Origin of the sequence: Vibrio scophthalmi (assembly GCF_040869025.1) — a bacterium.
GTDB classification, from domain to species: Bacteria; Pseudomonadota; Gammaproteobacteria; order Enterobacterales; family Vibrionaceae; genus Vibrio; species Vibrio scophthalmi.
Window position 1 is genome coordinate 3,158,438 of record NZ_CP134271.1, and the last position, 25,143, is coordinate 3,183,580.

Consider the following 25,143-nt stretch of genomic DNA (forward strand, 5'->3'; position numbering starts at 1 on the left):
TATGAGTACACATCAATTTCAACCTGACCTTCCGCCACCCTCAAACACAGTGGGTGTGGTTGGTTGGTTACGACGTAACTTATTCAACAGCCCTATCAACTCCATTGTCACCATCATTCTTGGCTATTTTGCCTTTGTCGGCATTTGGTCTGCGGTGCAATGGGCGTTGATTGATGCCGATTGGTTAGGGTCCACCCGTGACGACTGCTCACGTGTTGGCGCATGTTGGGTCTTTATCAGCGTTCGCTGGGATCAGTTCATGTTTGGCTTTTACCCACAAGCTGAGCTCTGGCGACCACAGCTGTTCTACGCGACTTTAGCGATCTTTACCGCACTGCTAGCTTATGAACGAACGCCGAAACGCACTTGGATTTGGCTATTTTTTGTTAACGTTTACCCGTTCCTTGCCGCTGGCTTGCTTTATGGCGGCGTATTTGGGCTAGAGGTCGTCGATACGCACAAATGGGGCGGCTTGCTGGTCACCCTCATCATTGCCTTGGTGGGTATTGTGGTATCGCTTCCTATTGGTGTTGCACTCGCCTTAGGTCGCCGTTCGGAAATGCCGATCATTCGCAGTATATGTACGGTATATATCGAGGTTTGGCGTGGTGTACCCCTCATCACAGTGCTTTTCATGGCTTCGGTAATGTTACCGCTGTTTCTCGCAGAAGGCTCTGAGACGGATAAATTAATCCGTGCACTGATTGGTGTGGTGTTATTTAGTTCTGCCTATATGGCCGAAGTGGTGCGTGGCGGCTTGCAGGCGATTCCCAAAGGACAGTATGAAGCTGCCGATGCTCTTGGGCTGTCTTATTGGAAGAAGATGGGGCTGATTATTCTGCCTCAAGCACTGAAAATCACTATCCCATCGATTGTGAATACATTTATTGGCCTATTTAAAGACACCAGTTTGGTGTTAATCATCGGTATGTTCGACGTACTAGGAATCGGCCAAGCCGCAAATACCGACCCCGAGTGGTTGGGTTTTGCTACCGAAAGTTATGTTTTTGTCGCGTTAGTGTTCTGGGTATTTTGTTTTGGCATGTCTCGTTACTCGATATGGCTTGAAAACAAACTGCACACCGGCCACAAACGATAGCGAATAAGGAAGTAATATGACGCAACAACAAGATTACATGATCGAAATTGACGACATGAACAAATGGTACGGTGAATTCCACGTTCTGAAAAATATCAATTTAACGGTCAAGAAAGGTGAAAAAATCGTAATCTGTGGCCCCTCAGGCTCAGGTAAGTCGACCATGATTCGCTGCATCAATCGCCTTGAAGAGCACCAGCGCGGCCATATTTACGTTTCAGGGACGGAACTAACCGAAGACTTGAAAAACATCGAAGCGGTACGCCGTGAAGTTGGCATGTGTTTTCAGCATTTTAACTTGTTCCCCCACCTTACGGTCTTAGAAAACTGCACCTTGGCCCCTATCTGGGTAAAAAAAATGCCGAAAGAAGAAGCGGAAAGAGTCGCGATGCAATACTTAGAACGGGTGAAGATCCCAGATCAAGCCGACAAGTATCCCGGTCAACTTTCAGGTGGGCAACAACAACGCGTGGCGATTGCTCGTTCTTTATGTATGAACCCACAAGTAATGCTATTTGATGAACCGACTTCAGCGCTTGATCCTGAGATGGTACGTGAAGTACTAGACGTTATGGTTGAGCTGGCCGATGAGGGGATGACTATGCTTTGTGTTACACACGAAATGGGCTTTGCTAAAGAGGTCGCCGATCGAGTGATCTTCATGGATGCAGGGGAAATTATCGAAGAGAACAACCCTATCGATTTCTTCGAAAACCCGCAGTCCGATCGAACGCAGAACTTCTTAGCGCAGATACTCCATCATTAAACTGTTACGAAACCATCGTTATCACGACCAATAAGACTAACCAGACTCTAAGGGCTCCCCTTAGAGTCTTTATTTTTCCGAGTATTGATACTCACCTGCTTGTGTTGGCATTTCCTATAAAGATGCCCTAGTTCATATAAATCGTGTGCTACAATCGTGTTTTCTCGCTATTGGACGAGAGGTTAGTTAAATTGTGTTACAACTTGAATCGTACATAAACGCCTAAATTTTATTATTATTTTAATTGCAGCTCACTTGAGGCTTGATCTTTTCGGCCAACACCCTCATAAATGTAGCTATAAGCATAAAACCCATATCGAGGAAGATTATGAACAGCCCTATGTTTACCCGATCAACAAGTGCAACCAATACACTTGAGATCAATAAAACACTCAAGAACACCTACTTCTTGCTATCAATGACATTAGTAACAAGTGCTGTTGCTGCGATGGCAACCATGGCAATGGGCATTTCGCCAATCATGGCAATTGTGATGCAAGTCGCTGCGATCGGTATTCTATTTTTTGTTCTGCCTAAGAGCATCAACTCTTCTATGGGCATCGTTTGGACATTCGTCTTCACCACACTAATGGGTGGTGCTCTAGGTCCAATGTTGTCTTACTACGCATCAATTGCCAATGGCCCATCGATCATCGCACAAGCACTTGGTTTAACGGGTATGGTATTCCTAGGCCTATCGGCATACACCATCACCAGTAAGAAAGACTTCTCTTTCATGCGTAACTTCCTAATGGCTGGTCTTATCATTGTCATCGTGGCGGCAATCATCAACATTTTCGTTGGTTCAACCATGGGTCAACTGGCTATCAGCAGCATGTCTGCTCTTGTGTTCTCTGGTTTTATCTTGTTTGACACAAGCCGTATCGTTCGCGGTGAAGAGACAAACTACGTGAGTGCAACAATCTCAATGTACCTAAACATTCTGAACTTGTTCACCAGCCTACTAAGCATCCTAGGCATCATGAACGACGACTAATTAGTCACCGTTGTTTAAAAAAAGCCCGATGGTGTATTGCCATCGGGCTTTTTTATTGAGCAAACTCTTCTGCTGAGCTACCCTATTTCTGACCTAATCGACTGGATTTCTAAAATGTTCGAATATAACGGCATACAAATTGAAACAGATGCTCAAGGCTACCTATTGGATCACAACCAATGGGAAGAAGGAATGATAGAGATCTTAGCAGAACAAGAAGGCATAACGCTGACTGCCGAGCATCTTGAAGTTGTACACTTTGTACGAGGTTTCTACCTTGAATTTAATACCTCTCCTGCGGTAAGAATGCTGGTTAAAGCGATGGCTAAGGCACATGGAGAAGAGAAAGGTAACAGTAAGTACCTATTTAAACTCTTTAAAGAAGGCCCGGCAAAGCAAGCGACAAAATTAGCTGGCTTGCCTAAACCGGCAAAATGTTTGTAATAGCGGCTCTCTAGTCATACGAACATTCCTGTAGCTCGACTAATCGTGCAAGTCGGCTACAGGGTTACAAATCCGTTATACGGTTTATATTCTAATTCTTCTTTGACTAACGAATCGACACGTGCACTTCTCGGCCCTTGTTGAAGATATTTTTCCATCATTGCAATTTGTTGTTCACTGCCACAAACCACCACTTCAACATCACCGTCATTCAGATTCTTTGCGTAGCCTGTTACCCCCAACTTTAAACCTTGATAGGCCGTATGGTAGCGAAAACCTACGCCCTGAACTCTGCCACACACCTTAAATTTCATACATTTAACTGTCATTTTTGTACCTCCTTTTATGTCACAGTGATATAGTGCAATTACTCTACAAACTCTCCCCTTGCGTCTATCGAAGGAATTATAATTATGAAAGAAATACCGTTTCGTTGGATTGATAAATATCTCATTCATCTAAAGCTTCAAGAAAAATTTTACTTACTCTTTTTGCTGCCTATCGCGGCCCTGCTCATCTTAACTTTAGTTCTTGATAGCGCCTCTCAGTCAATGGTTGATAACCTTTATCACGATGAGCTCACTTTGATTGGAAACATCATTGAAACAGGCCAATTAACAAAAGAGCAAGTGGCTAACCTGATCGCGGGCTCTAACAACATTGCATTTGGCTACGGTGAAGGTTCCATTGCTGTGAACGGCGGCGAATTCAACCTGATCGCAACTCATGAGCAGAATGTATGGTCCGCTCTTTCATCAATGCAAATTGGCATTATCATCGCCACGCTTTCAATTATGGCTCTATCGGTTTACTACATCATGACCTTTATCGGTGGTGCGATGTTTACCATGAACAAAGCCCTAAATACGCTGGCAGATGGTGAACTCACAAATCGCATGAACTTTTTTAAAGTCCGTGACGAATTTAGCGAAATTGCCATCACCATCGATAAAGTCGCTGAACGCGAACAAAATATGGTGCTTTCCATTCAAGAGTCCATTGCACTTATGCAGCAAATCAGCTCTGAATTAAACCAAGCGACGCAAGAAAGCTCTCAGGTTTCCACTAATCAACAAGAGCACCTAGACTCCTTGGCGAGCGCGACAGAAGAAATGGCTTCCACTATTCGTGAAGTGGCCAGCTTAGCTCATAATTCTAGTGCGAATACTAGTGAAGCCCAAAGCGTCGCTCAGCAAGGCCAAGTCAAGGTTGCGAACACTCTGACTTCTATCTCTAGTTTATCATCCGAGATTCAATCGGCCTCTGAAGCTGTTGCGGAACTGGATGCAAATGCAGCTCAAATCGATGAAGTGGTCACGGCTATCAATGGCATTTCAGAACAGACTAACTTACTGGCACTTAATGCTGCCATCGAGGCTGCGCGTGCTGGTGAACAAGGTCGCGGTTTTGCGGTGGTCGCTGATGAAGTGCGCGCCCTAGCAGGCCGAACACAACAAGCAACGGTTGAGATCCAATCAATGATTGAAGCTCTGCAACGTAATAGCCAATCACTGACTCGTTTGATGGAAACTACCGTGATGAGCGCGAACCAAGGTCAACAACTAATGGCTGAGGTAAACGTCGAAATCGGTGAATTAGCGGATAAAAACCAAACAATCTCCGATAGCTCAACACAAATTGCAACCGCTGCCGAACAACAAGGTGTCGTGGCTGATAATATTGCTGCCAGTGTGGATGAAATTAGACATCAATCTAGTACGGTGAGTGGGATGATCAACGCATCTAAAGCGCATATTGAACAACTGCGCAGCCAAAGTACCACCATGGAAGAGATGCTTAGGGGCATAAAAGCCTAACCTAACGCAAACCCACCCAATAAGAGCCGCTTCAAGCGGCTCTTTTATTTGCTTTTCACTGACGCTTCCCCGACAATACTCCCCCTTTGTGAACAACCAATTGAGTGAACCCATGACCCCAGCAATTTACCTCGTTAAAGGCCGCGACAAATCTCTTCGTCGCATGCACCCGTGGGTGTTTTCCCGTGGCATTAACAAAGTAGAAGGTTCACCTGAACTTGGTGAAACGGTAGATGTATTTGCCGACAACGGCCAATGGCTAGCTAAAGCGGCATATTCACCAAATTCTCAAATTCGTGCTCGTGTATGGAGCTTTGAGAATACCCCTATTGATAAAGCGTTTTTTGTTAAACGTATTCGTGACGCTCAACTGCTTCGCGAAGACATCATCGAACGTGATGGTTTAACGGGTTACCGTTTAATCGCCGCTGAATCTGACGGCCTACCGGGCATTACCATCGACCGCTACCAAGACTATTTGGTTTGCCAGCTATTAAGCGCTGGCGCGGAATACAATAAAGCGACACTGGTTGAAGCTCTCCTCGAAGTTTTTCCAGACATCAATATTTATGAGCGTTCAGATGTGGCCGTTCGTAAGAAAGAAGGTTTAGCAGAGACGACAGGTGTACTTCACGGCCAAGAGCCTCCTAAGTCCGTTGTTATTGAAGAAAATGGCGTCAAGATCAGTGTTGATATCGTTGGTGGTCATAAAACAGGTTTCTACCTAGACCAACGAGATAGCCGCCAGCAAGCGATGAAATATGTAAAGAACAAGGACGTATTAAACTGCTTTTCTTATACTGGCGGTTTTGGCTTATACGCCCTAAAAGGCGGAGCAAAACGTGTTATCAATGCTGACGTTTCACAACCAGCACTTGACACTGCGAAGTTCAATGCCGAGCTAAACGAGTTTGATATCTCTAAGAAGCGCGCTGTTTTTCTAAACGCTGATGTATTTAAACTACTACGCGAATACCGTGATCAAGGTACTAAGTTTGACGTTGTTATCATGGACCCGCCGAAATTTGCAGAGAGCAAAGCGCAACTAAATGGCGCTTGTCGTGGTTACAAAGATATCAATATGCTTGCCATGCAGATCCTAAATCCAGGTGGCACATTGTTGACTTATTCGTGCTCAGGTTTGATGGACCAAGGTCTATTTCAGAAAATTATCGCCGATGCCGCGCTTGATGCAGGCCGCCAAGTTAAGTTTGTTGAGCGTTTCGAACAAGCTGCGGACCACCCTACTGACACTGCGTACCCAGAAGGTTTCTACCTAAAAGGTTTCGCCTGTAAAGTGCTGTAGTCGAGCGTTGTTGAACGCAATATAACGATCATAATCATGATACAAAAAAGGGCCTAACGGCCCTTTTTTATTGCGGATTAACCTGTCCAAAAGAGTATTGAACGAGGTTAGTCTGGCAGGTTAATAAACAAATTGTCGAGAATAGGAGCGATGGCGTCACCGGTTTGTGGTCCTTTGTTGTACCCGCCAAACTCTGAACCGACTCCTTCAAGGGTAATGGAAATATCAACGTCGTCGCCGTTGTTAATGACGATCTCTACATCTTGACGAGAAACTTTTTCGATTGAAATGTTCTCCAGCAAATCTTGCATTGAATCCACATCACCCAGCAGTTCTGAAATATCAAGCTTATCAGTACCCACTTCAAAATCTTTGATGAGATCCTGGTCATTGCGAGACTCAGCTCCTTGATCTACCCATTTAAAGATATCCGCATCCAGTCCACCAGTTAGGATATCATTGCCAGTACCGCCGATCAGAATATCTTCACCAATACCACCATCAAGCGTATCGTTTCCTGAACCACCACGTAGGCCATCGACTCCCTCGCCACCTAGTAGAGTGTCATTACCTGAACCACCAAATATCGCATCTGCGCCATTTTGGCCATGAACGAAATCATCACCGCCACCAGCATGCGCAACATCTATATAGGCGTTGCTCACCGTTGAAGTATTCAGAGCACTATCTTCACCCCAAGCCGCGGCTAACAATTGATCATCATCAGAGCCAGACATGAAGTTACCAATCTTAGTTTGTGCATCCAATTGATTTGCTTGCGAATGGGCATTTTCATCTAAACGTGCGTGACTATCACCGAGTTTAATGTAGTCATTACCTGCGCCCATAAAGACATCATCACCGGCATCACCGACATCTATCATCAATCCATTCTGTTGATCATACTCACCGAGTTGATAAATTTGAGATTGACCGATTTCAGCCGCAGACCCTGACCATAGGTATTTACCGTGACCTTGCATATAGTGCACGGTATCAACGCGATCACCGTCTGAAACCACGTCAATAATAGCAGTATCACCATCATTAAGGATGTCGCCCAGCGCTGTTTCGTTCTCAATAGTTAGGCGGAAGCTCTCTGTTGGCTCATATTCAATATCGTCAACTGTCGGTAAATAGACTTCAAACTGGGGCACACCTGCGGGAACAACAAGCTGACCAAACTCATTCACTGTCACGCCATGAGAAAATGTGACTTTAGTTAAGTCAACATCATAAATACTTGCGCCATTTTCAGGGGTAAATGAATAGTTGAATATGGCTTCTTCGAGAGTGACTTTATCTAACTCGACCATGTAGACCAATGATTCACCCTCATTGACTGCAGAGCCCACGATTCCGGTCACTTCTGCTGGCTCAGGTAACGGATTAACAATCACATTGACCTTCGCCGAATCCACACCACCATTGCCATCATCAATTTGATAAGTGAACTGTGTCTTACCGACAAAGCTATCGTCTAAATCAAATTCAACCATATCACCGACAATAGTCGCAACGCCGTGCTGCTCACCGTTGACGTAAGTAATCGTCAATGTATCACCATCGAAGTCGTAGTCATTAGCAAGTAATTCGCTTAGCGGAATTTTGAGAACATCCCCTTGATTGACTGCATAGGCACCTTCCGATGAAACTTCTATACCGGCTAAAAAGAAATCTGAAGAGTCGTTGGTCGTATCACCCTGGACACCATTTGTGTACTCTGTTGCTTGAAATACAACTTCATCAAACGCTTTACCATCGGTGTCGATCTCAAACAGTGTTTTTCCACCTTTGTATGAGCCTTCAAATGAACCACTTGCAACGGGTTTACCATCTAAGTAGGCAATCCAAACGCCAAATTCGTGGTTGTTCTGACCTTCACCTTCATTTTCATACAAATTCGTTGTCGCAAATTTACCGCTCGTCGCTGGTTTATCAAATTTGACGCTTAGCTTTTCTGATTCACCTTCAACGCGATCATACTGCACTTGACCAGATGGCCCCGCCCATGGAGCGCCTTCCGTCACGCCAACGCGATCTTCATCATCAATCTTTATTTCGACTTGCTCACCTTTGTACGATCCAGAAAGTGTGACTTCATCCCAACCCGCACCATTGATGCTTGAATCAAGCGTCATATCACCTTGAACTAAGGTATAACTGACTGGGTCATTGACTGCGATAGGTGGCTGATTCACACTTTGTTCTGAGGAATCCCCTAATGATTTTGATAAAAATCATAAATTTAAGGTAGATGCACATCTTGTCATGTGATCAAATGGTTCTGAGAAAAATCAATAACCAGACAACAAGATGTGCGAACTCGATATTTTACACGACTCTCTTTACCAATTCTGCCCTGAATTGCACTTAAAACGACTCAACAGTTTAACGCTGGCTTGCCACGCATTACTTGAATGTAAAACGCTCACTCTTACCGAACTTGGTCGTAACCTGCCAACGAAAGCCAGAACAAAACATAACATCAAACGAATCGACAGATTGTTAGGTAATCGTCACTTGCACAAAGAGCGACTCGCTGTATACCGTTGGCATGCCAGCTTTATCTGTTCAGGTAATTCGATGCCCATTGTTCTTGTTGACTGGTCTGATATTCGTGAGCAAAAACGGCTTATGGTATTGCGGGCTTCGGTGGCACTACATGGTCGTTCTATTACTCTTTATGAGAAAGCCTTTCCGCTTTCAGAGCAATGTTCAAAGAAGGCTCATGACCAATTTCTAGCCGACCTTGCAAGCATTCTACCGAGTAACACTACACCGCTCATTGTCAGTGATGCTGGCTTTAAAGTGCCATGGTATAAATCCGTTGAAAAGCTAGGTTGGTACTGGTTAAGTCGAGTCAGAGGGAAAGTGCAATATGCAGATTTAGGTGCGGAAAACTGGCAACCTATCAGCAACTTACATAGCATATCCTCAAGTCGCTCAAAGACTTTAGGCTATAAGAGGTTGACTAAGAGCAACCCAATTTCATGTCAAATTGCACTGTATAAATCACGTCCTAAAGGCCGAAAAAATCAGCGTTCGACACGGACTAATTGTCATCATCCGTCACCTAAAATCTACTCCGCTTCGACAAAAGAACCATGGGTTTTAGCGACTAACTTGCCCGTTGAAATCCGAACACCAAAGCAACTTGTTAGGCTCTACTCGAAGCGTATGCAAATTGAAGAAACCTTCCGAGACTTGAAAAGCCCAGCCTACGGTTTAGGCCTCCGTCATAGCCGAACTAGCAGCTCAGAGCGCTTTGATATCATGCTGCTAATCGCCCTAATGCTTCAACTGACATTTTGGCTTGCTGGAGTTCATGGTCAGAAACAAGGTTGGGATAAGCACTTCCAAGCTAACACTGTCAAAAATCGAAATGTACTCTCAACAGTGCGCTTAGGGATGGAAGTTTTGCGGCATTCTGGCTACACAATAACGAGGGAAGACTTGCTCGCGGCTGCAACCCTGCTTGCTCAAAATCTATTCAAACATGGTTGTGCTTTGGGGAAATTATGAGGGGATCCCTCAGCACTTTGTTGCATCGCGTTATTGTTGCTGGCTGTTTTTACCAAGGTGTTGAGTTGGTCATTGTTTTGATCTGATTGACTAATCACTTTGCCGTCCTTTGATTACCTAGTGCACGTATATCCGCTATCGTTCTTAATCCATGACAAGTCGATGTTAGCAATTTGTGCTTATTCGAATGATATGGAAGCTTTGAATTATTACGTTCGTCGGCTTACATAGCTTATTAACCACACTATTATTAACCAATTTAACATCTCGTATTTAAGACAATTTGAATAATTCCTAACCATATTTCGCAGAAGATCACTCACACTTTTCTAATACCTGTAATTCACATTCATCCATAAAAAAAGGGCCGTAAGGCCCTTTAGTGCTTAATTTAGGTTTAATCGGGTAGATTAACGAATAATGAATCCACTAACACTTTCAAATTATCGCCAGTGATAGGGCCTGAATCGATAGAGTCAAATTGATTGTTACTATTTTCAAGCGAGATCTTAATCGCACTACCATCACCATCAGAAAGCGTAATATCAAGATTACTACCCTTTTCAATCACGATATTATCCAACATATCTTGCATAGAAGGTTCATTGCCAAGTAATTCGGTCAAATCTAACTTGTCAGTGCCCAACTCAAAATCAGTAACAGTATCGATATTTGTTGTTGATGATGATTCAAAATCAAGCCATTTAAAAATATCTGCTTCATCGCCACCGGTTAAAATATCCGCACCTAATCCGCCAATTAAAGTATCTTCGCCAAGGCCGCCCTGTAAAGTGTCATCACCAGCGCGCGCAACCAGCAAATCATCACCTGCTTTACCTTCTAGTTGATCATCACTCGCTTCTCCGACAATAATATCATTGCCATCTGTCGCGCTCTTTGTTGAACTTAACGTCTCTGCAGCAACAATGGTGGCATCACTTCCTGCAGGCAATTTATCCACATCGACATAGATATCGAAATCTTTTATTCCTTCAGGGATCTCCAAAATAAAACTTGAGCTGTCTTGCGAGATCACTTTGACGCCATTAGTAAACAAAAGGTCATTTGCAGCATCAATTTGGCCATTGATGAAAGAGAAATCCAATTGATACAAACTCGGCTCTAAAGTCACTTTGTCGAAGGCAACTTCAAGCTGTGAGTATTCATCCCCGTTAACCGCAATAGCAGTTAGATCTTCGGATATAACCTCCGCTGCATGTGGTGCCCCTTTAAGACTTACCGGAATCTCAGCAACCGTGCTACCGCCATGTTCATCAACGATTTCGACCGAAATTACGGTATCACCCTTATACGCACTACGAGAATAAAACTCGATATTACCATCGACAATCTTTACCCCGCCCGCCGCATAAGGAACGGAAATGTCACCAATGCTAAGCTTGTCCCCTTCAAGATCGTGTGCATTATTAAGCAACAACTCGGCTGGGATGGTGAGTGTGGTACCACGAATAATAGTAAAGCCATCCTTAGCTTCAACTTCAATGCCCGCCAAAAAGTAATCTGACGAATCCTGTTTACCTTCTGCGCTTTCAGTTTGGACACCTTCGCTGTATTCGGTCGCAGAGAACACGACTTCATCAAACGCATAACCATTCGTCTCTATCTGGAATTCACCTTTATTTCCTCGACCTAAATCAGCACCATCAAAGTAACCACTAGCAACGGCAACACCATCTAAATACGCAATCCAGCTACCTGCTTCATGGTTGTCATTCCCTTCACCTTCATTGGCAAATAAACGAGAAATGGTAAAGCTGCCTGAGGTAGCTGGCGCATCAAGTTTAACGCTTAATTTTTCGGATGTGCCGCTTTCACGGTCATATTGAATTTGACCCGTAGGACCATTGTGCGGAGCGCCATTATCAATCCCCACTTGGCCATTATTACTATCAACACTCACATTCGCGGTTTGAGCTCCAAACTGCGCACTCAGAGTGACGTCCTGCCATTGCAGTTCATTATCTTCTGGCGCATCTTTTCCGTTATCTTCGGTGCGCATGTCACCTTGGCTCAATTGGTAAGCAAATGGGTCTGAATCAAAGCTTGGGGCGCTATTGTCAATAATCGTTCCGCTTCCTGACGATTCAACTAAAGCGCCATCACTGTTAGTCGAACCAACGGTCAATGTTAACTGCTCAGGATCTTCTTGCTGACCATCAACGATAGTTGGGACGTAAACATCAAACTCTTTAACGCCCTCAGGAACAACAAATTGAAATTCGCCTGGATTAGCGCCTGCCACCAGTGTCACACCGTTAGTAAAGGTTAAACTTGAGTAATCCACATCACTGCCATCTGCACTTCCAGAAAACAAGGCATCAAAGGTTGTTGGGCCAAATGTTGGTTTATCCAATACGACGGTATAAATCAACGACTCACCTTCATTGACTTGATTGGTGTCCTGCTCTACGCCATCAGAGTCACGTAAGAACACGCCGCTGACGAGTGAATCTTCAGGTTTAGGATTAACAATGACATTAATGATTGCTTCATCAAAACCGCCATTACCATCGGTAATTTGATACTCTAAATGAGTAGAACCAAACGTAGCGCCGTTTGGTTGAAATACGATTTCATCACCTTCAATACGAGCTTCTCCTCTTGTCCCGTCCGCATTGACAAAAGTGATGGTAAGCGTATCACCATCAAGATCGCTATCATTGGCCAGAATCTCACTAATTGGAATTCGTAACTCTTCACCTTGATTGGTGGCATAAGTATCTTTTGAACTCACTTCAATACCGGCAATATAAAAGTCTGAAGAGTCGTTTTGGGTATCATCAACCAAACCATTTGTGTATTCATTAGCGTGAAACACAATTTCGTCAAAGGCATAGTCCCCAGTATCAATATCGAAAAAGGCCTTGCCTCCATTTTTATCTGGTGCTTGATCTTCGCGTTGCCCCTCAAAGTCTATAACCCCACTCGCTACAGCAACACCATTCAAATAGGCAACCCATGTTCCAGTTTCATGATTATTTTTGCCTTCACCTTCATTTGCATACAGGTTCGTGACAGCAAATCGCCCCTCAGTGGCTGGCTGATCAAATTTAATACTAAGCGTCTCTGAATGGCCTGACTCTCGGTCATATTGCAACTGTCCTGTAGGCCCTGCCCAAGGCGCACCGTTGGTCACGCCGATACGATCATCATCTATGATATTAACGTTACTATCTGCGCCATCAAAATTACTCGATAAGATCACGTCATTCCAGCCGATGCTTGACCCACTACCTTGCGACATATCTCCCTGAATTAATTTAAAACCTACTGGGTCATCAACTGCAGAGGGGGGATTTGAAGGGTCTGTTGGGTCCGTCGGATCAGTTGGGTCCGTCGGATCGGTTGGGTCCGTCGGATCGGTCGGGTCCGTCGGATCGGTCGGGTCCGTCGGATCGGTCGGGTCCGTCGGATCGGTCGGGTCCGTCGGATCGGTCGGGTCCGTCGGATCGGTCGGGCCCAGGTTGACGGCCGGGTCCGTCGATCGGTCGGGTCCGTCGGATCGGTCGGGTCTGCCGGATCGGCCGTCCGCTTGATCGGCCGGGTCCGTCGTGATCGGCCGGGTCTGTCGGCCTGCTGGGCCCGTCGGACGGGTTGGGTCCGTCGGCCGGCGTCCGCCGATTTGCCGTCCGCCGGATCTTGTTGGCCCGTCAACTGTCGGGTTCGTCGGCCCGTCGGGATCGGCCGGCCCGGCCGGCCGGTTGGGTCCGTCGGGCCGGTTGGGCCCGTCGGCCGGTTGGGTCTGCCGGGTCAGTTGGGTCTGTCGGATCGGTCGGGTCTGTCGGACGGCCGGGCCCGTCGGACGGCCGGGTCCGCCGGATGGCCGGGTCCGCCGGATCGGTTGGGTCCGCTTGACGGTTGGGTCCGTCGGGCCCGCCGGCCCGTCGGATCGTGGTCGTGATCGGTTGGCCCGTCGGGTCGGTTGGGTCTGTCGGCCGGTTGGGTCTGCCGGGTCGGTTGGGTCTGTCGGGTCAGTTGGGCCCCGTCGGATCGGTCGGGTCTGCCGGGTCTGCCGGATCGGTCGGCCCGTCGGATCGGCTACCGGCCCGTCGGATCGGTTGGGTCTGCCGGGTCCGTCGGGTCGGCCGGGTCTGTCGGATTGGCCGTCTGCTCGACGTTGGCCTGCCGGGTCTGTCGGGTCGGTTGGCCCGTCGGATTGCTGGGTCTGCCGGATCGGCCGGTCTGCCGGGTCTGTCGGATCGGCCGGGTCTGCCGGATCGGCCGGATCGGCCGGGTCTGCGATCGGTCGGGTCCGTCGGATCGGTTGGGTCCGTCGGGTCCGTCGGGTCGGTCGGGTCGGTTGGGTCCGTCGGATCGGTTGGGTCCGTCGGATCTATGATACCGGGCAATGAATCTTCTGCTGAATTCAATAATTGAGTTAAACTTTGACTTTGTGTTCGAGATAAACTCAGAAGGCTACTAGCTTGAGTCTGAAACTCTGTTTCCGCTAACAATTCATTGCCATCACGACCAACGGTACCTGATAACCCAAGGCTTGAACCTTGAGGCCCTCCTGCTGCAGGCGCAAGCTCAGGATCGGATAATGTTGGGTCTTCTCCCTGCTCTATCGCTGAAATGATACCGGCAATATCTTGTGAGACGTCATTTAGCTGACCAGAAGCATCAAGTTGCTGAGCGGTAATATCCTCAATCTGTGCAATTTGTTCCCCATTAGGAAATTCAAGTACAAGCTCTCCCGGGAGAGGAGTCTCACCGCGATTAAGAATTCTGACATCACCATTAATATCGATTACGAGAATTTGCCCACTAACCAAATTCGCTAATGATAAAAAGCCACCAATACCCATAAATTAAGCCTCAACTAAAGTAAATGCTATTTGCGTCACAAGAATCGTCACCGAAGTAATCAAACCTTATCCATATCCCGACGCAAATTAACACCCTCATCACAAAGAAAAAAGATGTTATCAAGCTAATTAACTCGGATTACCATGATTGAGAATATCGAGGCCATGTAATAAAAAACTTTGAGCTAGCAATAGATATTAGTATTTGGTTATAACTTTAGATTGAGCTCATTCTCCTTATAAAACGTCATTACTATTTTCTCAAATGTAATAATCTCATTCAGTGTTGTGATTTTGTTATTTATTTAAATGGCGCTCTGCTGTTCTCAATGTTAATTTAGTTGATAATAGGTGGGTCATTCTCAAATTTAAGACCCACTTTTGAGTAGTATCCTTCACCAAGGAGCATTTCTAGGAGAATAATGGTGAAAATAAGACAACTCAGCACGCTCAGTTTACTTGTTGCTGCTAGCTTGAATGTTAATGGCCAAACTTTAGAACAAGCCGTTTCCCTCACTCTAAATAACAATCCAGAGATAAAGGCGGCCTACAACGAGTACCAAAGTAAATTTTATGACGCAGAAGCTTCTGGTGGTGCGTATCTACCTAAGATCGACTTGGATGCAGGTATTGGCTATGAAAGTGTCGATCTAGCATCTGGAATTGATAACGAACTGACCCGTAAAGAGGCGAGCTTAAGCCTAACGCAGCTATTGTGGGACGGTAACGCGACATTAAACGACATGGACAGAACCGCGGCTGATGCTGAATCGGTACGCTTTCAGCTACTTGCTGATGCATCAGACATGGCGCTTGATGTGTCTAAAATCTACTTAGATGCAACCAAAGCCTACGATGTGCTAAAGCTTTCAGAGGCTAACTTAGCGGTTCACAAGAAAATTCATACTGATATCAAAAAGCGAGTTGAATCAGGCATTGGCTCAACCGCCGACCTTTCACAAGTCGAGGCTCGTATCGCAAAAGCCCATGGCAATTTGATTGCGGCACAAAACAATATGTTTGATACACACACTCAATTCAAACGTCTAGTTGGACAAGCGCCACTTGGCCTTGTGTTCCCCCAAGCCGATGAAGCGGCACTACCCTACACATTAGGCGAAGCGCTTGATCTCGCCACTGAATATCATCCAGTGATTAAAATTGCCCTCGTAGATGTTGATTCAGCCAGATTTCAATACGATCAAAGCAAAGGGGTTAACTACCCGACCCTTTCAGTCGAAGCGGCACAAACATGGCGTGATGATGCTGGTGGAATTGTCGGCGAAAGTGACGAATTTTCAGCCATGCTAAGATTGCGCTACAACCTTTTCAATGGTGGTTCTGATGCTGACCGAACTGAAAGTGCGGCATATCAACTGAATAAAGCAAAAGATCTGCGTGATAGAACTTACCGCTCAGTAGAAGAAGGACTTCGCTTGTCCTGGAGCGCTCTCGATCTCACCGTACAGCAGAAAGAGTTTTTAGCGGACCACGTAGATTCTGCATCAGAAACAGTGATTGCCTACGAAAAACAATACAAGCTCGGAAAGCGAACCCTGTTAGATGTTCTCAATACCGAAAATGAATTGTTTGAAGCTCGTAAAGGCTACCTAGATGCAAAATATCAAGAGCAATTTGCAAAATATCGAGTATTAAATGCGACTGGTCGATTACTCGAGTCACTACGCGTCGATACACCAACAGCATGGAATCAAGCAGCAGAGTACTAATATGATGAAAAATATCCTTACTTTATCAATCATTAGCTTAAGCCTGACTGCTTGTGTCAATCGAGACAGTCAATACGACTACATAGCAACACCAATACCAACCCAAGTCGCTGATCTTCAAGATGATGACAACGATGGCGTCATTAACGCGCGAGATCTGTGTACCGAGACACCATTAAGTTCAAAGATCGATAACGATGGCTGTGGTTTGGTCGTCACTTCAAGTGAGCAGTTTGGCTTACATATCTTGTTTGCTAATGATTCAAGCGACATCCAACCGTTGTTTAACAACCAAATCCGTCAAATGGCTGAATTTCTTAAGCAATATCCCGAAACTTCTATCGAGATACAAGGCTATGCGAGCAAGGTGGGCAATGCAGAGTATAATCTTGCCTTGTCAAAACAGCGTGCTATCGCCGTTGACGAAAGAATTGAGTCCTATGGCATACCAGCAGATCGTGTAACAATTGTCGGTTATGGTGAAACCCATCTTGAAGACTTTGGTGACGATGAAATCAGTCACGCACGCAACCGCAAAGTGATTGCAAACGTGATAGGTTACAAGGGAGATGTCGTTAAAGAATGGACTATTTTCACCCGGTTACCCAAATAACAACCAATTATTAAATTTAGGGAGCAATTGCTCCCTTTTTTATTGGTATCCACGCAATGCGGTGCTAACCTTACGGCAATTCTATCTATGAGAGTATAACTATGAGCAAATTAACGGCTGATATCGAAGCAAACTTGGCACTTTTTGTTGAAGAGACAAAGTCAACTCAACTTGTTTGGGGCTTGCGTAACGAAGAAGGTTGGTTATCTTGTGACTCGACTGAGTTTGAAGAAAGTGAAGTGATGCCATTTTGGTCAACGAAGGAAGATGCGCAAACGCATAACGTTGAAGAATGGGCAGATTTTGAAGTTCTCGAAATCCCACTCGACATCTTTGTTGAGGATTGGTTGCTGACTCTTGCAGAAGATGGGGTTCTTGTAGGTACTAACTGGAACGCGACATTAGAGGGTAAAGAGCTTGAGCCTAGCGACCTTGCTAAGCTATATCTATAAATATGCTCTTTAGAAAAAACGCCAACGCTGGCGTTTTTTTGCTTTTTATTGCAGGATTATCCCCACAAGCAACATTCTAATGAGACCTCCATCCCATTTACCATCACCACTAATACTATCAATAACCAATACGTTGTTCCTTAATTGACGCTCACCTATTATAGTCTGTTAAATCAATAACTAATGATTCACTGAGATTCATGAGCCGAATTCTGGTTAACCTCGCTTGCTCTTTCGCTTTGTTTGCTACCTTTCCATCAAATAGCCAAGATTTACATTCTCAATGGGAAGAGACGTACGCGAACGCATTAAAAAGTGACAAGTCGCGTGCATTATCACTACTGCAAGATCGTTACAATGCATTAGAGCCAAGCATTGAAAAGTTATACATCAGCAGTAAACTACACGGTTTCATGATCCTGAACGGTCAGCCTTACCATAGTAAAAAAACCTTATTTGATGCTGAGTTCACCGCACATGAAAAAAACTTCATTGACGCATTAAATGATGAAGAACAACTCGACTTTGCGTCCGCAAATCAACGCTATCGATCATTATTGAAATATGCAGAGAAAAAGGACTCACTCAATGGAAAGATTATTTTTGAATACCACCTTTGCCGAGCATTAAATCGTCAGGCGCAATATCAACAAGCTAATGTTTACTGCTCGTCGTTAAACACCCATATTGAAGATACATCAAGCTCTTTATTGCCCAAACACATGGCTCACCGCGTCATCGCAAACAATCAAGAGTTTCTCGGTAACTATCAAGCAGCCCTCGATACTTATCAAAAATTGTTGGCTTATATCCCGGACTACGTTGACTCATCCGGAATTTATAATGATGCAGGGTTATTACTATCGACTCTGGGCCATTTTGAAAAAGCGAAGCAATATATCAATATCGCGTTAACCATGCGCGATAAGCAAATGTCGCCATTAAAACTGGCACAATCGCATCACAGCATGGGAAAGGTTACCCTCAAACAGGGAGACTATCGAACCGCAATCGACCACTTTACGCAGTCGAAACAAATCGTTGAACAGTATAACCACCTCATTGGGCTCACTTTTGCAAAACTCGGTTTAGGTCAGTCATACATTGGTTTAGGCAAGTTCGAGCAAGGCACTCGTTATCTACTCAGCGCACTAGATAGCGCAACCAAACAGGATAACCCTCAAATTCGTGGTGATATCTACCTAACCCTCGCGTTAGCTCATAAACAACAAAATAAACTTCTCGCAGCAAGGGATTTTGCGCTTCAGGCTCTTGATCTCGCTGAGTCGGTGAGTAGTGAGCGACTCAATACCAAATCACTCAAGCTACTCGCAGAACTCTCTGAGTTACAAGGTAACTTTAGCCTCGCTCTCTCCTATTATCGCTCATACGCCCGTTCTGAACTAAGCAAGCGCGATAAAGAACATCGTTCAGCATTTATAGCTCTTGACACCGCGAGACGAAATTTTGACAACGAAAGCAGAGTCTCTGAACTGACGATTGATAATGCAGCTTTGCGTGCACAATTAGCCAGTCTAGAAGAGAAAAATCATTTGGCGTTATTTGGAATCGTATTACTAGCATTGAGTTTCATCGGCTATATCTACTACCGCCGTAATGAAACTGCACGATGTGAAAAAGATAACTTAACCGAGGCTTTAACTCGTTCTGCTGCTATAAGACAAATTAAACAGCAAAAAATCGCCAGCAACAGTACTTTGAAACACGTGTTGGTTATTATCGATCTAAATGATTTTAAGAGTTTTAACGATCAATACGGCTATTCATGCGGTGATCGTGCTTTGCAGCACGTCAGTACCAAGATTCAAAGTCAATTGCAGAACTCAGATATCGTGGGTCGTCTTGGCGGAGAAGAATTCATTGTTCTATTGACCGAAGTCGATGAACTGGATGTAAATGAGAGAATTGAACGCCTTCGTCAAGCCATTGCCGAAGCTGGCTTTAAATCAGACACTGGCGAGTCGCTTTCTATATCAACGAGCTTCTGTTATTTAGCCACCTCGAAAGCGCTGAGTGATTTTGACGAGCTATATGCGATTCTCGACCACACGCTTTACAAATCAAAAACCGAGGGTAAGAATCGCATTATCGATGCATATCAGTAGGCAAAAATCAGCTATCAGTCGCTTGCTTCTGCACTAATTGCTGCATAATGGTCTGTTTATCCTCTAAATACTGATTGAGGCCCACTTTGCGAAGTTCGCAAGCTGGGCAATCACCACAACCACTACCTATAATCCCGTTATAACATGTGAGTGTTTTTTCTTGAATCAAGCATAACGCGTCATATTGATCGGCCAAGGCCCATGTTTCAGCTTTATTGAGCCACATCAGTGGTGTTTTAATAGTGAATTGACGATCCATGCCTTTAACTAATGCACTGTTCATCGCCTTTACAAACTCATCACGGCAATCAGGATAGCCTGAAAAATCTGTTTCACACACACCTGTAATAACGCTCTGAGCGCCAATTTGATACGCGTAAATACCCGCTAAAGTTAAGAAAAGAATGTTGCGCCCTGGCACAAATGAGTTTGGCAAGCCGTTTTCTTGCAGTTCGTGAGACACGGGAATGTCATCTCGAGTTAACGAGCTAATGGCGAGTTCATTTAATAAACCGACATCCATCACTTTATGTGCTGCAACACCAAGTTCAATGGCCAGCTGTTGTGCTACCTCAATTTCTAACTTATGACGCTGACCATAATCAAAGGTAATCGCGTGAACCTCATCATACTCTTTCAATGCTTGCACAAGGCAGGTTGTGGAATCTTGACCACCACTATAAACAACCACTGCTTTTTTCATTGAGTTTTCCTTATTAAGCAATTTCAAGGTATTTGTGCGTTTGGATTGAAAGACGCCAGTTCCGAGCAATACAGGTATCAATGCATAATTGCGTAGCTCTGTTCTTTTGGCTTATCGGTTGTAAAGCAATCACGGTTGAAGGCTTGATGGCAACCCCTGCAAGTAAATCATCTAACTGCTGGATATCTTTTTGTGTTCCAACTGGATGCTTGATCTCGTTAGCGCGGATTAATGAACCTTCAAGTACTTCAAGACGCCCTTTCATTGCAACTTTTGGTGACACTGTCACCCACGTCTGTTCGGACACTCTAATATCCGCAGTACCACTAGTCTCAACCTGACAAACACAACCAATACTTTCAAACGCCTCGGTTAAAGGTCGTAAATCATAGATACAAGGCTCACCACCAGTGATCACGATATGTTTAGCACCGTATTTTTGTTGATATAACGCGACGATCTCAGTGCTCGAAACCCGACACCATGTTGGTGAATCCCCTCGTTTAGCGAGTATATCAACTAACTTCACTTCATCTTCAGGGTCCGCACTCCACGTCTGCTGGGTATCACACCAAGCACAACCGACCGCACACTCTTGCAGACGGATAAAAACCGAAGGCGTTCCGGTGAATGCCCCTTCACCTTGAATCGTTTCAAACATCTCATTTAATTTGTACAAACCGCACGTCACCTATGCTACACATAATTATCTTGGGTCGTGACGATATAGCACTCATTCGCCTAGGTCAAATGACCCAATCGCATGTTCCTACTTTTTAATCGCTTAGATTATTTATCAATAAACAACCAATGTCGTAACTATAAAAATTAGCATCACACAACAACATACAGTACGAAATACGACACCCATCATAATATTAGCTATTTGATTAAAATATATAATTGACATGATTAGAATTATTTGTCCATTAAGTTTTTTTTCCTACAAGATTCAACTTTTTAAAACAGTTATCATATGCGGGCTCACGCTCATTTTATTAAAGGACAAAAAATGCTGCGCAATTTAACCGTAAAACAAAAAATCACCCTACCTCTCATCGGCATCATTGCTCTTTTTACCGCTAGTTCGGTTTTCAATGTCACCATTTCTCACCAACAAAGCAAACTGACTGATGATTTAAACCGAGTCATAATGCCGACATTGTTTACCATTGAAGATGCTTACCGTGATTTGTATCAAGCAACGTCCGCAATTCAAGGTATTGCACTGGCGGAAAACAACCAAGAGGCCATCGATTTTAACCGTTTTGAATATGAGGATAACGCGTACAAAGCCATTCCACGCATGGAGAAAATTCACCAAGTTGTCGATGAAGGCATATTGCCCCTCTCCTCAGCAAAAGAGATTGATAAATTGGTGGATTTAGGCAACCAATGGCTAAGCAGCTATGAGGCTCTTCTTGCCAACCCTCAATCAGATTGGATTCCTATTTACCAGCAAAACAAACAACTATATGAACAGCAGTTTGTTGCTGCACGTAAACAACTAAACGTGGTAAAAGACCAAGTTGATGCAAAAAAAGTTGAAATTCAAAACGACGTCAACATAGCAGCCGAGAAAGGTGAGTTGTGGTTACAACTTGGTACGCTTGTCGTGATTCTACTCGCAATTGCAACCTGCCTTGTTCTGATTCGTGCCATTGTTCGTCCAATCGAAGATATTCAACTCGCGATGCGTGAAATTGCCTCTGGCGAAGGTGACCTTAACCAGACCATCGAATCAAAATCTAATGATGAGATTGGCCAATTAGCAAAAAGCTTTAACCAGTTTGTATCGAAAATTCGTGCGACAATTCAGCAGGTTGTTGCGACAAACTCTTCGGTTAGAACGGAACTAAGCGGCCTAGTTGCCATTTCTCAAACTATCGCCTCACAAACCACCCAGCAACAACAAGAGAGTGAGCTCGTTTCAACCGCTGTGAGCGAAATGCAAGCGACCAGCGGTGTCGTGAGTGATAATGCCAATGAAGCGGCTAACGCGAGTCAAAATGCCAACCTTGAAGTGCAATCGACCAATCAAACTCTGGATAAAACCGTCAGCTCTATCCGTGATCTCGCCGCTGATATTGAAAAAGCAAGCGGTGTTATTCACGATCTCGATGCGGATGTTGGCAACATCGCTTCTGTATTAGATGTCATTCGCGGCATTGCAGAGCAAACCAACCTATTGGCACTGAACGCCGCTATCGAAGCTGCTCGCGCTGGTGAGCAAGGTCGCGGCTTTGCTGTTGTCGCCGATGAGGTTCGCTCTCTTGCAAGTCGTACGCAACAGAGTACGGGTGAAATTCACAACATGATTGAAAAGTTGCAGCAAGGTGCGCAACAAGCGGTTAGTGTAATGGAATCAAGCCGCCATAGTAGCGAAAGTACTATCGAATCAGCGGGTCAAGCCAGTCAATCACTACAAGCTATCCTGACAGCGATTTCAAGCATGAGCGATATGAACACACACATCGCAGCAGCAGCGGTTCAGCAGAGCGAAGTGAGCGAACAGGTAACGGAAAACATCGTTCGTATTGCGACCAACAGTTCAGAAGTTGTCGACATAGTTGGCCAAGCAGAACATAAAATCGACAGTTTGAATCAACAATGTGAACAGCTAGACCAACTGGTTGCCCAGTTTAAATGCTAACAATTCACGAGGATTCCGATCCTGCCACTAAATAGCCAAAGGCCTAGCATCGCTAGGCCTTTGTTTTATTCATCATCAGATAACTTGCGGATATAAGCAGTAATAGCGGCCAATGCAGCCCATCAACAAGCAGTGCGTATAGATTGCTACTATCTACTTGTTTATGAAGCCCTACTAATGCCAATGAACAAGCAACCAGTAACAGTATTAAGACCATCATTGAACGCATACTCACTCGCTCAGGCAAACGCACGCACATCATGATCAATAATATCACCGTGGTCATTAGTGCCAATGTAAGTAACATCGGGGTTTGCCACCACAACAGTAAAATACCACTTGCTGTCATCGCCAGAAGCCAGACACCTTTTTGTTGGAATAACTGTTCACTCTCAACACCAATTTGTCGGTCTAAACGCGTCATATGCCAAGCGCACAGCCAACCAAGCAATAACCCAGCCAAGCAATCAAGGACAAAGGCACTTCCACTGTAAACCAAGGCGATGGATAGCCAACCTAACAGAGCGATACAAACCATTGAGCCTTTGTTAAAGCCCCATAGACGGGTACGCTTTAGAAGCATCGTAATCACGACAGCCCACAGGGCAATAGCAAGATTTGGCAAACCAAAGCCAACTTGCGTACCTTTCTCCAATAATGGCAGATAGACATATGGCCTTGGTTGAGCAAAACCAAGTTGACCGACTTGAACCAATAAGGTGGTGATGATCAAGGTAAAGAGTAACTTGAGCGTAAAATTACGCTCAAAATAGCCATAGCAAATAGGCAGTAATAGCAATAGCCACCAGCTTGACGTAAACACTAACCCTGTAAGCAAAAAGCTATCGACAAAACTCGAGACACGGCTATCTAAATGAGCGACCCACGATTGCAACGAGGCAATCCATTGCAACTCTACCTGATTGTATCCCGGTGCGGCCTCGAAGAGATTATTCACATAATTGACTGACTGAGGCGCTGTTTTCGCAAACAAGTCTTGTACCAACGGCCATTGCTGTGGATAACGATAATCGGCAACATTCAGTTGCTTTGGATCAATTAAACGTGCCGATGAGACTTCAATACCATAATGAGGTGCAAACCAGTTGGGTAATACTCGCCCTTCCCGTTTATCTTGCTGTTGAAAGGCGATAATCTCTGAATCGGACACACAGTGATAAAATATCGCCTTTTGATTTCGCGCCAGTTCTTCACCGACCGTCACGACTAAGCCTGTCTCTTCCCACGCCTCTCTTTGAGCGGCGACTTGGGGTAATTCATCCGCACCAATCGTACCGGCCGGTAACGACACTTTACCCGTAAGGATTTCATCAACAACCACGATTTGATTGTCGGCATTGATAATACAAACAGCGCCTTTAGGCTGCGCGAAAACCTGTGCACTACAAAAAACAGAAAAGATCACACCAGCCATTAAGCTGAATATTCTTACGTATGCTTTATTCATCATTGAATCGACTTTCTTAGCCAGTGGATATGGTGCGCGAAACCAGATTTAAAGTAAAACTGACAAGCACTGGAATTGAAGTCCCAAACTTCAACGAACACTTCCTTCACGCCATATTCAAACAACCTTTTCTCCAGGGTCGAATAGAGCTGCTGAGCAATGTTTTGCTTACGAAATTCGGGCAATACATATAATTCGTCAATACTGCCCATTTGCACTGGCTTACTCACCGTTGAAATCAATTCACAAAAATGACCAGTGATAAAACCAACCACTTTACTCTCCACGGTTGCAACAAACACTAAACAGTCTGGATTATCCAAATAGCGCGCTATGCTCTTCTCTTGCTCAATTTCTTCTGCTGTTTTAAAACTGTCTGGTGCTTGGATATGATGCTCATGATGAAGCTGATACATCAATTCATTCAGCGCATATAGATCGCTTTCGCGAGCTGGGGTTATCGTGATCACTGATAGACTAATTAATGGGTTATAAGTAGCCTCAGTTTGCTCGGAAGCGGCTAGACAATCAATGAAAACTGCCAATATTCACATCAAATTTTACAATCAACTCCACCGATAAACTTAAACGGTCACCTGCCTCTATAATTTTCTG

General features: G+C 44.7%; 19 protein-coding genes. 12 read left to right on the top strand and 7 right to left on the bottom strand.

Going from position 1 to position 25,143, the window contains the following annotated elements:
* Nucleotide 1: 1 nt before the first annotated feature.
* The 4 genes from RJD38_RS14310 (at nt 2) to RJD38_RS14325 (ending at nt 3,306) form a co-directional block, all read left to right on the top strand.
* Nucleotides 2–1,099, top strand: a complete 1,098-nt coding sequence (locus tag RJD38_RS14310) for an amino acid ABC transporter permease (protein ID WP_065430354.1) — start codon at nt 2–4, stop codon at nt 1,097–1,099.
* A 16-nt stretch (nt 1,100–1,115) separates the two neighbouring features.
* Nucleotides 1,116–1,865 (top strand): amino acid ABC transporter ATP-binding protein, encoded by a 750-nt coding sequence (locus RJD38_RS14315; RefSeq protein ID WP_005597464.1) that lies wholly within the window; start codon nt 1,116–1,118, stop codon nt 1,863–1,865.
* Between the two features lie 328 nt (nt 1,866–2,193).
* On the top strand, nt 2,194–2,862 hold the full coding sequence (locus RJD38_RS14320) for a Bax inhibitor-1/YccA family membrane protein (RefSeq protein ID WP_005597465.1): 669 nt from the start codon (nt 2,194–2,196) through the stop codon (nt 2,860–2,862).
* 114 nt (nt 2,863–2,976) lie between these two features.
* Nucleotides 2,977–3,306 carry a TusE/DsrC/DsvC family sulfur relay protein gene (locus RJD38_RS14325; RefSeq protein WP_005597466.1) on the top strand — a complete coding sequence of 110 codons (330 nt, stop codon included), beginning with the start codon at nt 2,977–2,979 and terminating at the stop codon, nt 3,304–3,306.
* A 56-nt stretch (nt 3,307–3,362) separates the two neighbouring features.
* Here RJD38_RS14325 and yccX read toward each other — a convergent pair whose 3' ends face one another.
* Nucleotides 3,363–3,635, bottom strand: a complete 273-nt coding sequence (yccX, locus tag RJD38_RS14330; RefSeq protein ID WP_065430353.1) for an acylphosphatase — start codon at nt 3,633–3,635, stop codon at nt 3,363–3,365.
* Nucleotides 3,636–3,719: 84 nt separating this feature from the next.
* Between yccX and RJD38_RS14335 the strand changes: the two genes are divergently transcribed.
* Together RJD38_RS14335 and RJD38_RS14340 are read left to right on the top strand one after the other, a co-directional pair.
* Nucleotides 3,720–5,123 carry a methyl-accepting chemotaxis protein gene (locus RJD38_RS14335; RefSeq protein ID WP_005597470.1) on the top strand — a complete coding sequence of 468 codons (1,404 nt, stop codon included), beginning with the start codon at nt 3,720–3,722 and terminating at the stop codon, nt 5,121–5,123.
* A 112-nt stretch (nt 5,124–5,235) separates the two neighbouring features.
* Nucleotides 5,236–6,429 carry a class I SAM-dependent methyltransferase gene (locus RJD38_RS14340; protein WP_005597472.1) on the top strand — a complete coding sequence of 398 codons (1,194 nt, stop codon included), beginning with the start codon at nt 5,236–5,238 and terminating at the stop codon, nt 6,427–6,429.
* 107 nt (nt 6,430–6,536) lie between these two features.
* On the opposite strand, the gene RJD38_RS14345 is transcribed toward RJD38_RS14340, so the two are convergent.
* Nucleotides 6,537–8,630 carry an Ig-like domain-containing protein gene (locus RJD38_RS14345; protein WP_367971371.1) on the bottom strand — a complete coding sequence of 698 codons (2,094 nt, stop codon included), beginning with the start codon at nt 8,628–8,630 and terminating at the stop codon, nt 6,537–6,539.
* 115 nt (nt 8,631–8,745) lie between these two features.
* Between RJD38_RS14345 and RJD38_RS14350 the strand changes: the two genes are divergently transcribed.
* Entirely contained in the window at nt 8,746–9,954 is a 1,209-nt protein-coding gene (locus RJD38_RS14350) for an IS4 family transposase (RefSeq protein ID WP_032073033.1), read from the top strand.
* A 397-nt stretch (nt 9,955–10,351) separates the two neighbouring features.
* Here RJD38_RS14350 and RJD38_RS14355 read toward each other — a convergent pair whose 3' ends face one another.
* The gene (locus RJD38_RS14355) at nt 10,352–13,219 is read right to left on the bottom strand and encodes a cadherin-like domain-containing protein (RefSeq protein ID WP_367971372.1); all 2,868 of its coding nucleotides are present in this window, start codon (nt 13,217–13,219) and stop codon (nt 10,352–10,354) included.
* 1,986 nt (nt 13,220–15,205) lie between these two features.
* On the opposite strand from RJD38_RS14355, the gene RJD38_RS14360 reads away from it, so the two are divergent.
* The 4 genes from RJD38_RS14360 (at nt 15,206) to RJD38_RS14375 (ending at nt 19,704) form a co-directional block, all read left to right on the top strand.
* Nucleotides 15,206–16,513, top strand: a complete 1,308-nt coding sequence (locus RJD38_RS14360) for a TolC family outer membrane protein (protein WP_065430351.1) — start codon at nt 15,206–15,208, stop codon at nt 16,511–16,513.
* A 1-nt stretch (nt 16,514) separates the two neighbouring features.
* Entirely contained in the window at nt 16,515–17,126 is a 612-nt protein-coding gene (locus RJD38_RS14365) for an OmpA family protein (protein WP_065430350.1), read from the top strand.
* A 101-nt stretch (nt 17,127–17,227) separates the two neighbouring features.
* Complete coding sequence (locus RJD38_RS14370) at nt 17,228–17,578, top strand: DUF2750 domain-containing protein (protein WP_005597481.1); 351 nt, start codon at nt 17,228–17,230, stop codon at nt 17,576–17,578.
* 200 nt (nt 17,579–17,778) lie between these two features.
* A complete protein-coding gene (locus tag RJD38_RS14375) occupies nt 17,779–19,704 on the top strand; it encodes a GGDEF domain-containing protein (protein ID WP_065430349.1) in 1,926 nt (641 codons plus the stop codon).
* Between the two features lie 7 nt (nt 19,705–19,711).
* On the opposite strand, the gene queC is transcribed toward RJD38_RS14375, so the two are convergent.
* Both queC and queE read right to left on the bottom strand, forming a co-directional pair.
* Nucleotides 19,712–20,407 (bottom strand): 7-cyano-7-deazaguanine synthase QueC, encoded by a 696-nt coding sequence (gene queC / locus RJD38_RS14380; protein ID WP_065430348.1) that lies wholly within the window; start codon nt 20,405–20,407, stop codon nt 19,712–19,714.
* A 13-nt stretch (nt 20,408–20,420) separates the two neighbouring features.
* Nucleotides 20,421–21,086, bottom strand: coding sequence for a 7-carboxy-7-deazaguanine synthase QueE (gene queE / locus RJD38_RS14385; protein WP_065430347.1), 666 nt, complete (start codon nt 21,084–21,086; stop codon nt 20,421–20,423).
* A gap of 333 nt (nt 21,087–21,419) precedes the next feature.
* On the opposite strand from queE, the gene RJD38_RS14390 reads away from it, so the two are divergent.
* A complete protein-coding gene (locus RJD38_RS14390) occupies nt 21,420–23,060 on the top strand; it encodes a methyl-accepting chemotaxis protein (protein WP_065430346.1) in 1,641 nt (546 codons plus the stop codon).
* A 52-nt stretch (nt 23,061–23,112) separates the two neighbouring features.
* Here the strand turns inward: RJD38_RS14390 and RJD38_RS14395 are convergent, their stop codons facing one another.
* On the bottom strand, nt 23,113–24,528 hold the full coding sequence (locus RJD38_RS14395) for an NUDIX domain-containing protein (protein ID WP_367971373.1): 1,416 nt from the start codon (nt 24,526–24,528) through the stop codon (nt 23,113–23,115).
* A complete protein-coding gene (locus tag RJD38_RS14400) occupies nt 24,528–24,998 on the bottom strand; it encodes a GNAT family N-acetyltransferase (RefSeq protein WP_257784175.1) in 471 nt (156 codons plus the stop codon). Before RJD38_RS14400 ends, RJD38_RS14395 begins: the two co-directional genes overlap by 1 nt.
* Between the last annotated feature and the right edge of the window lie 145 nt (nt 24,999–25,143).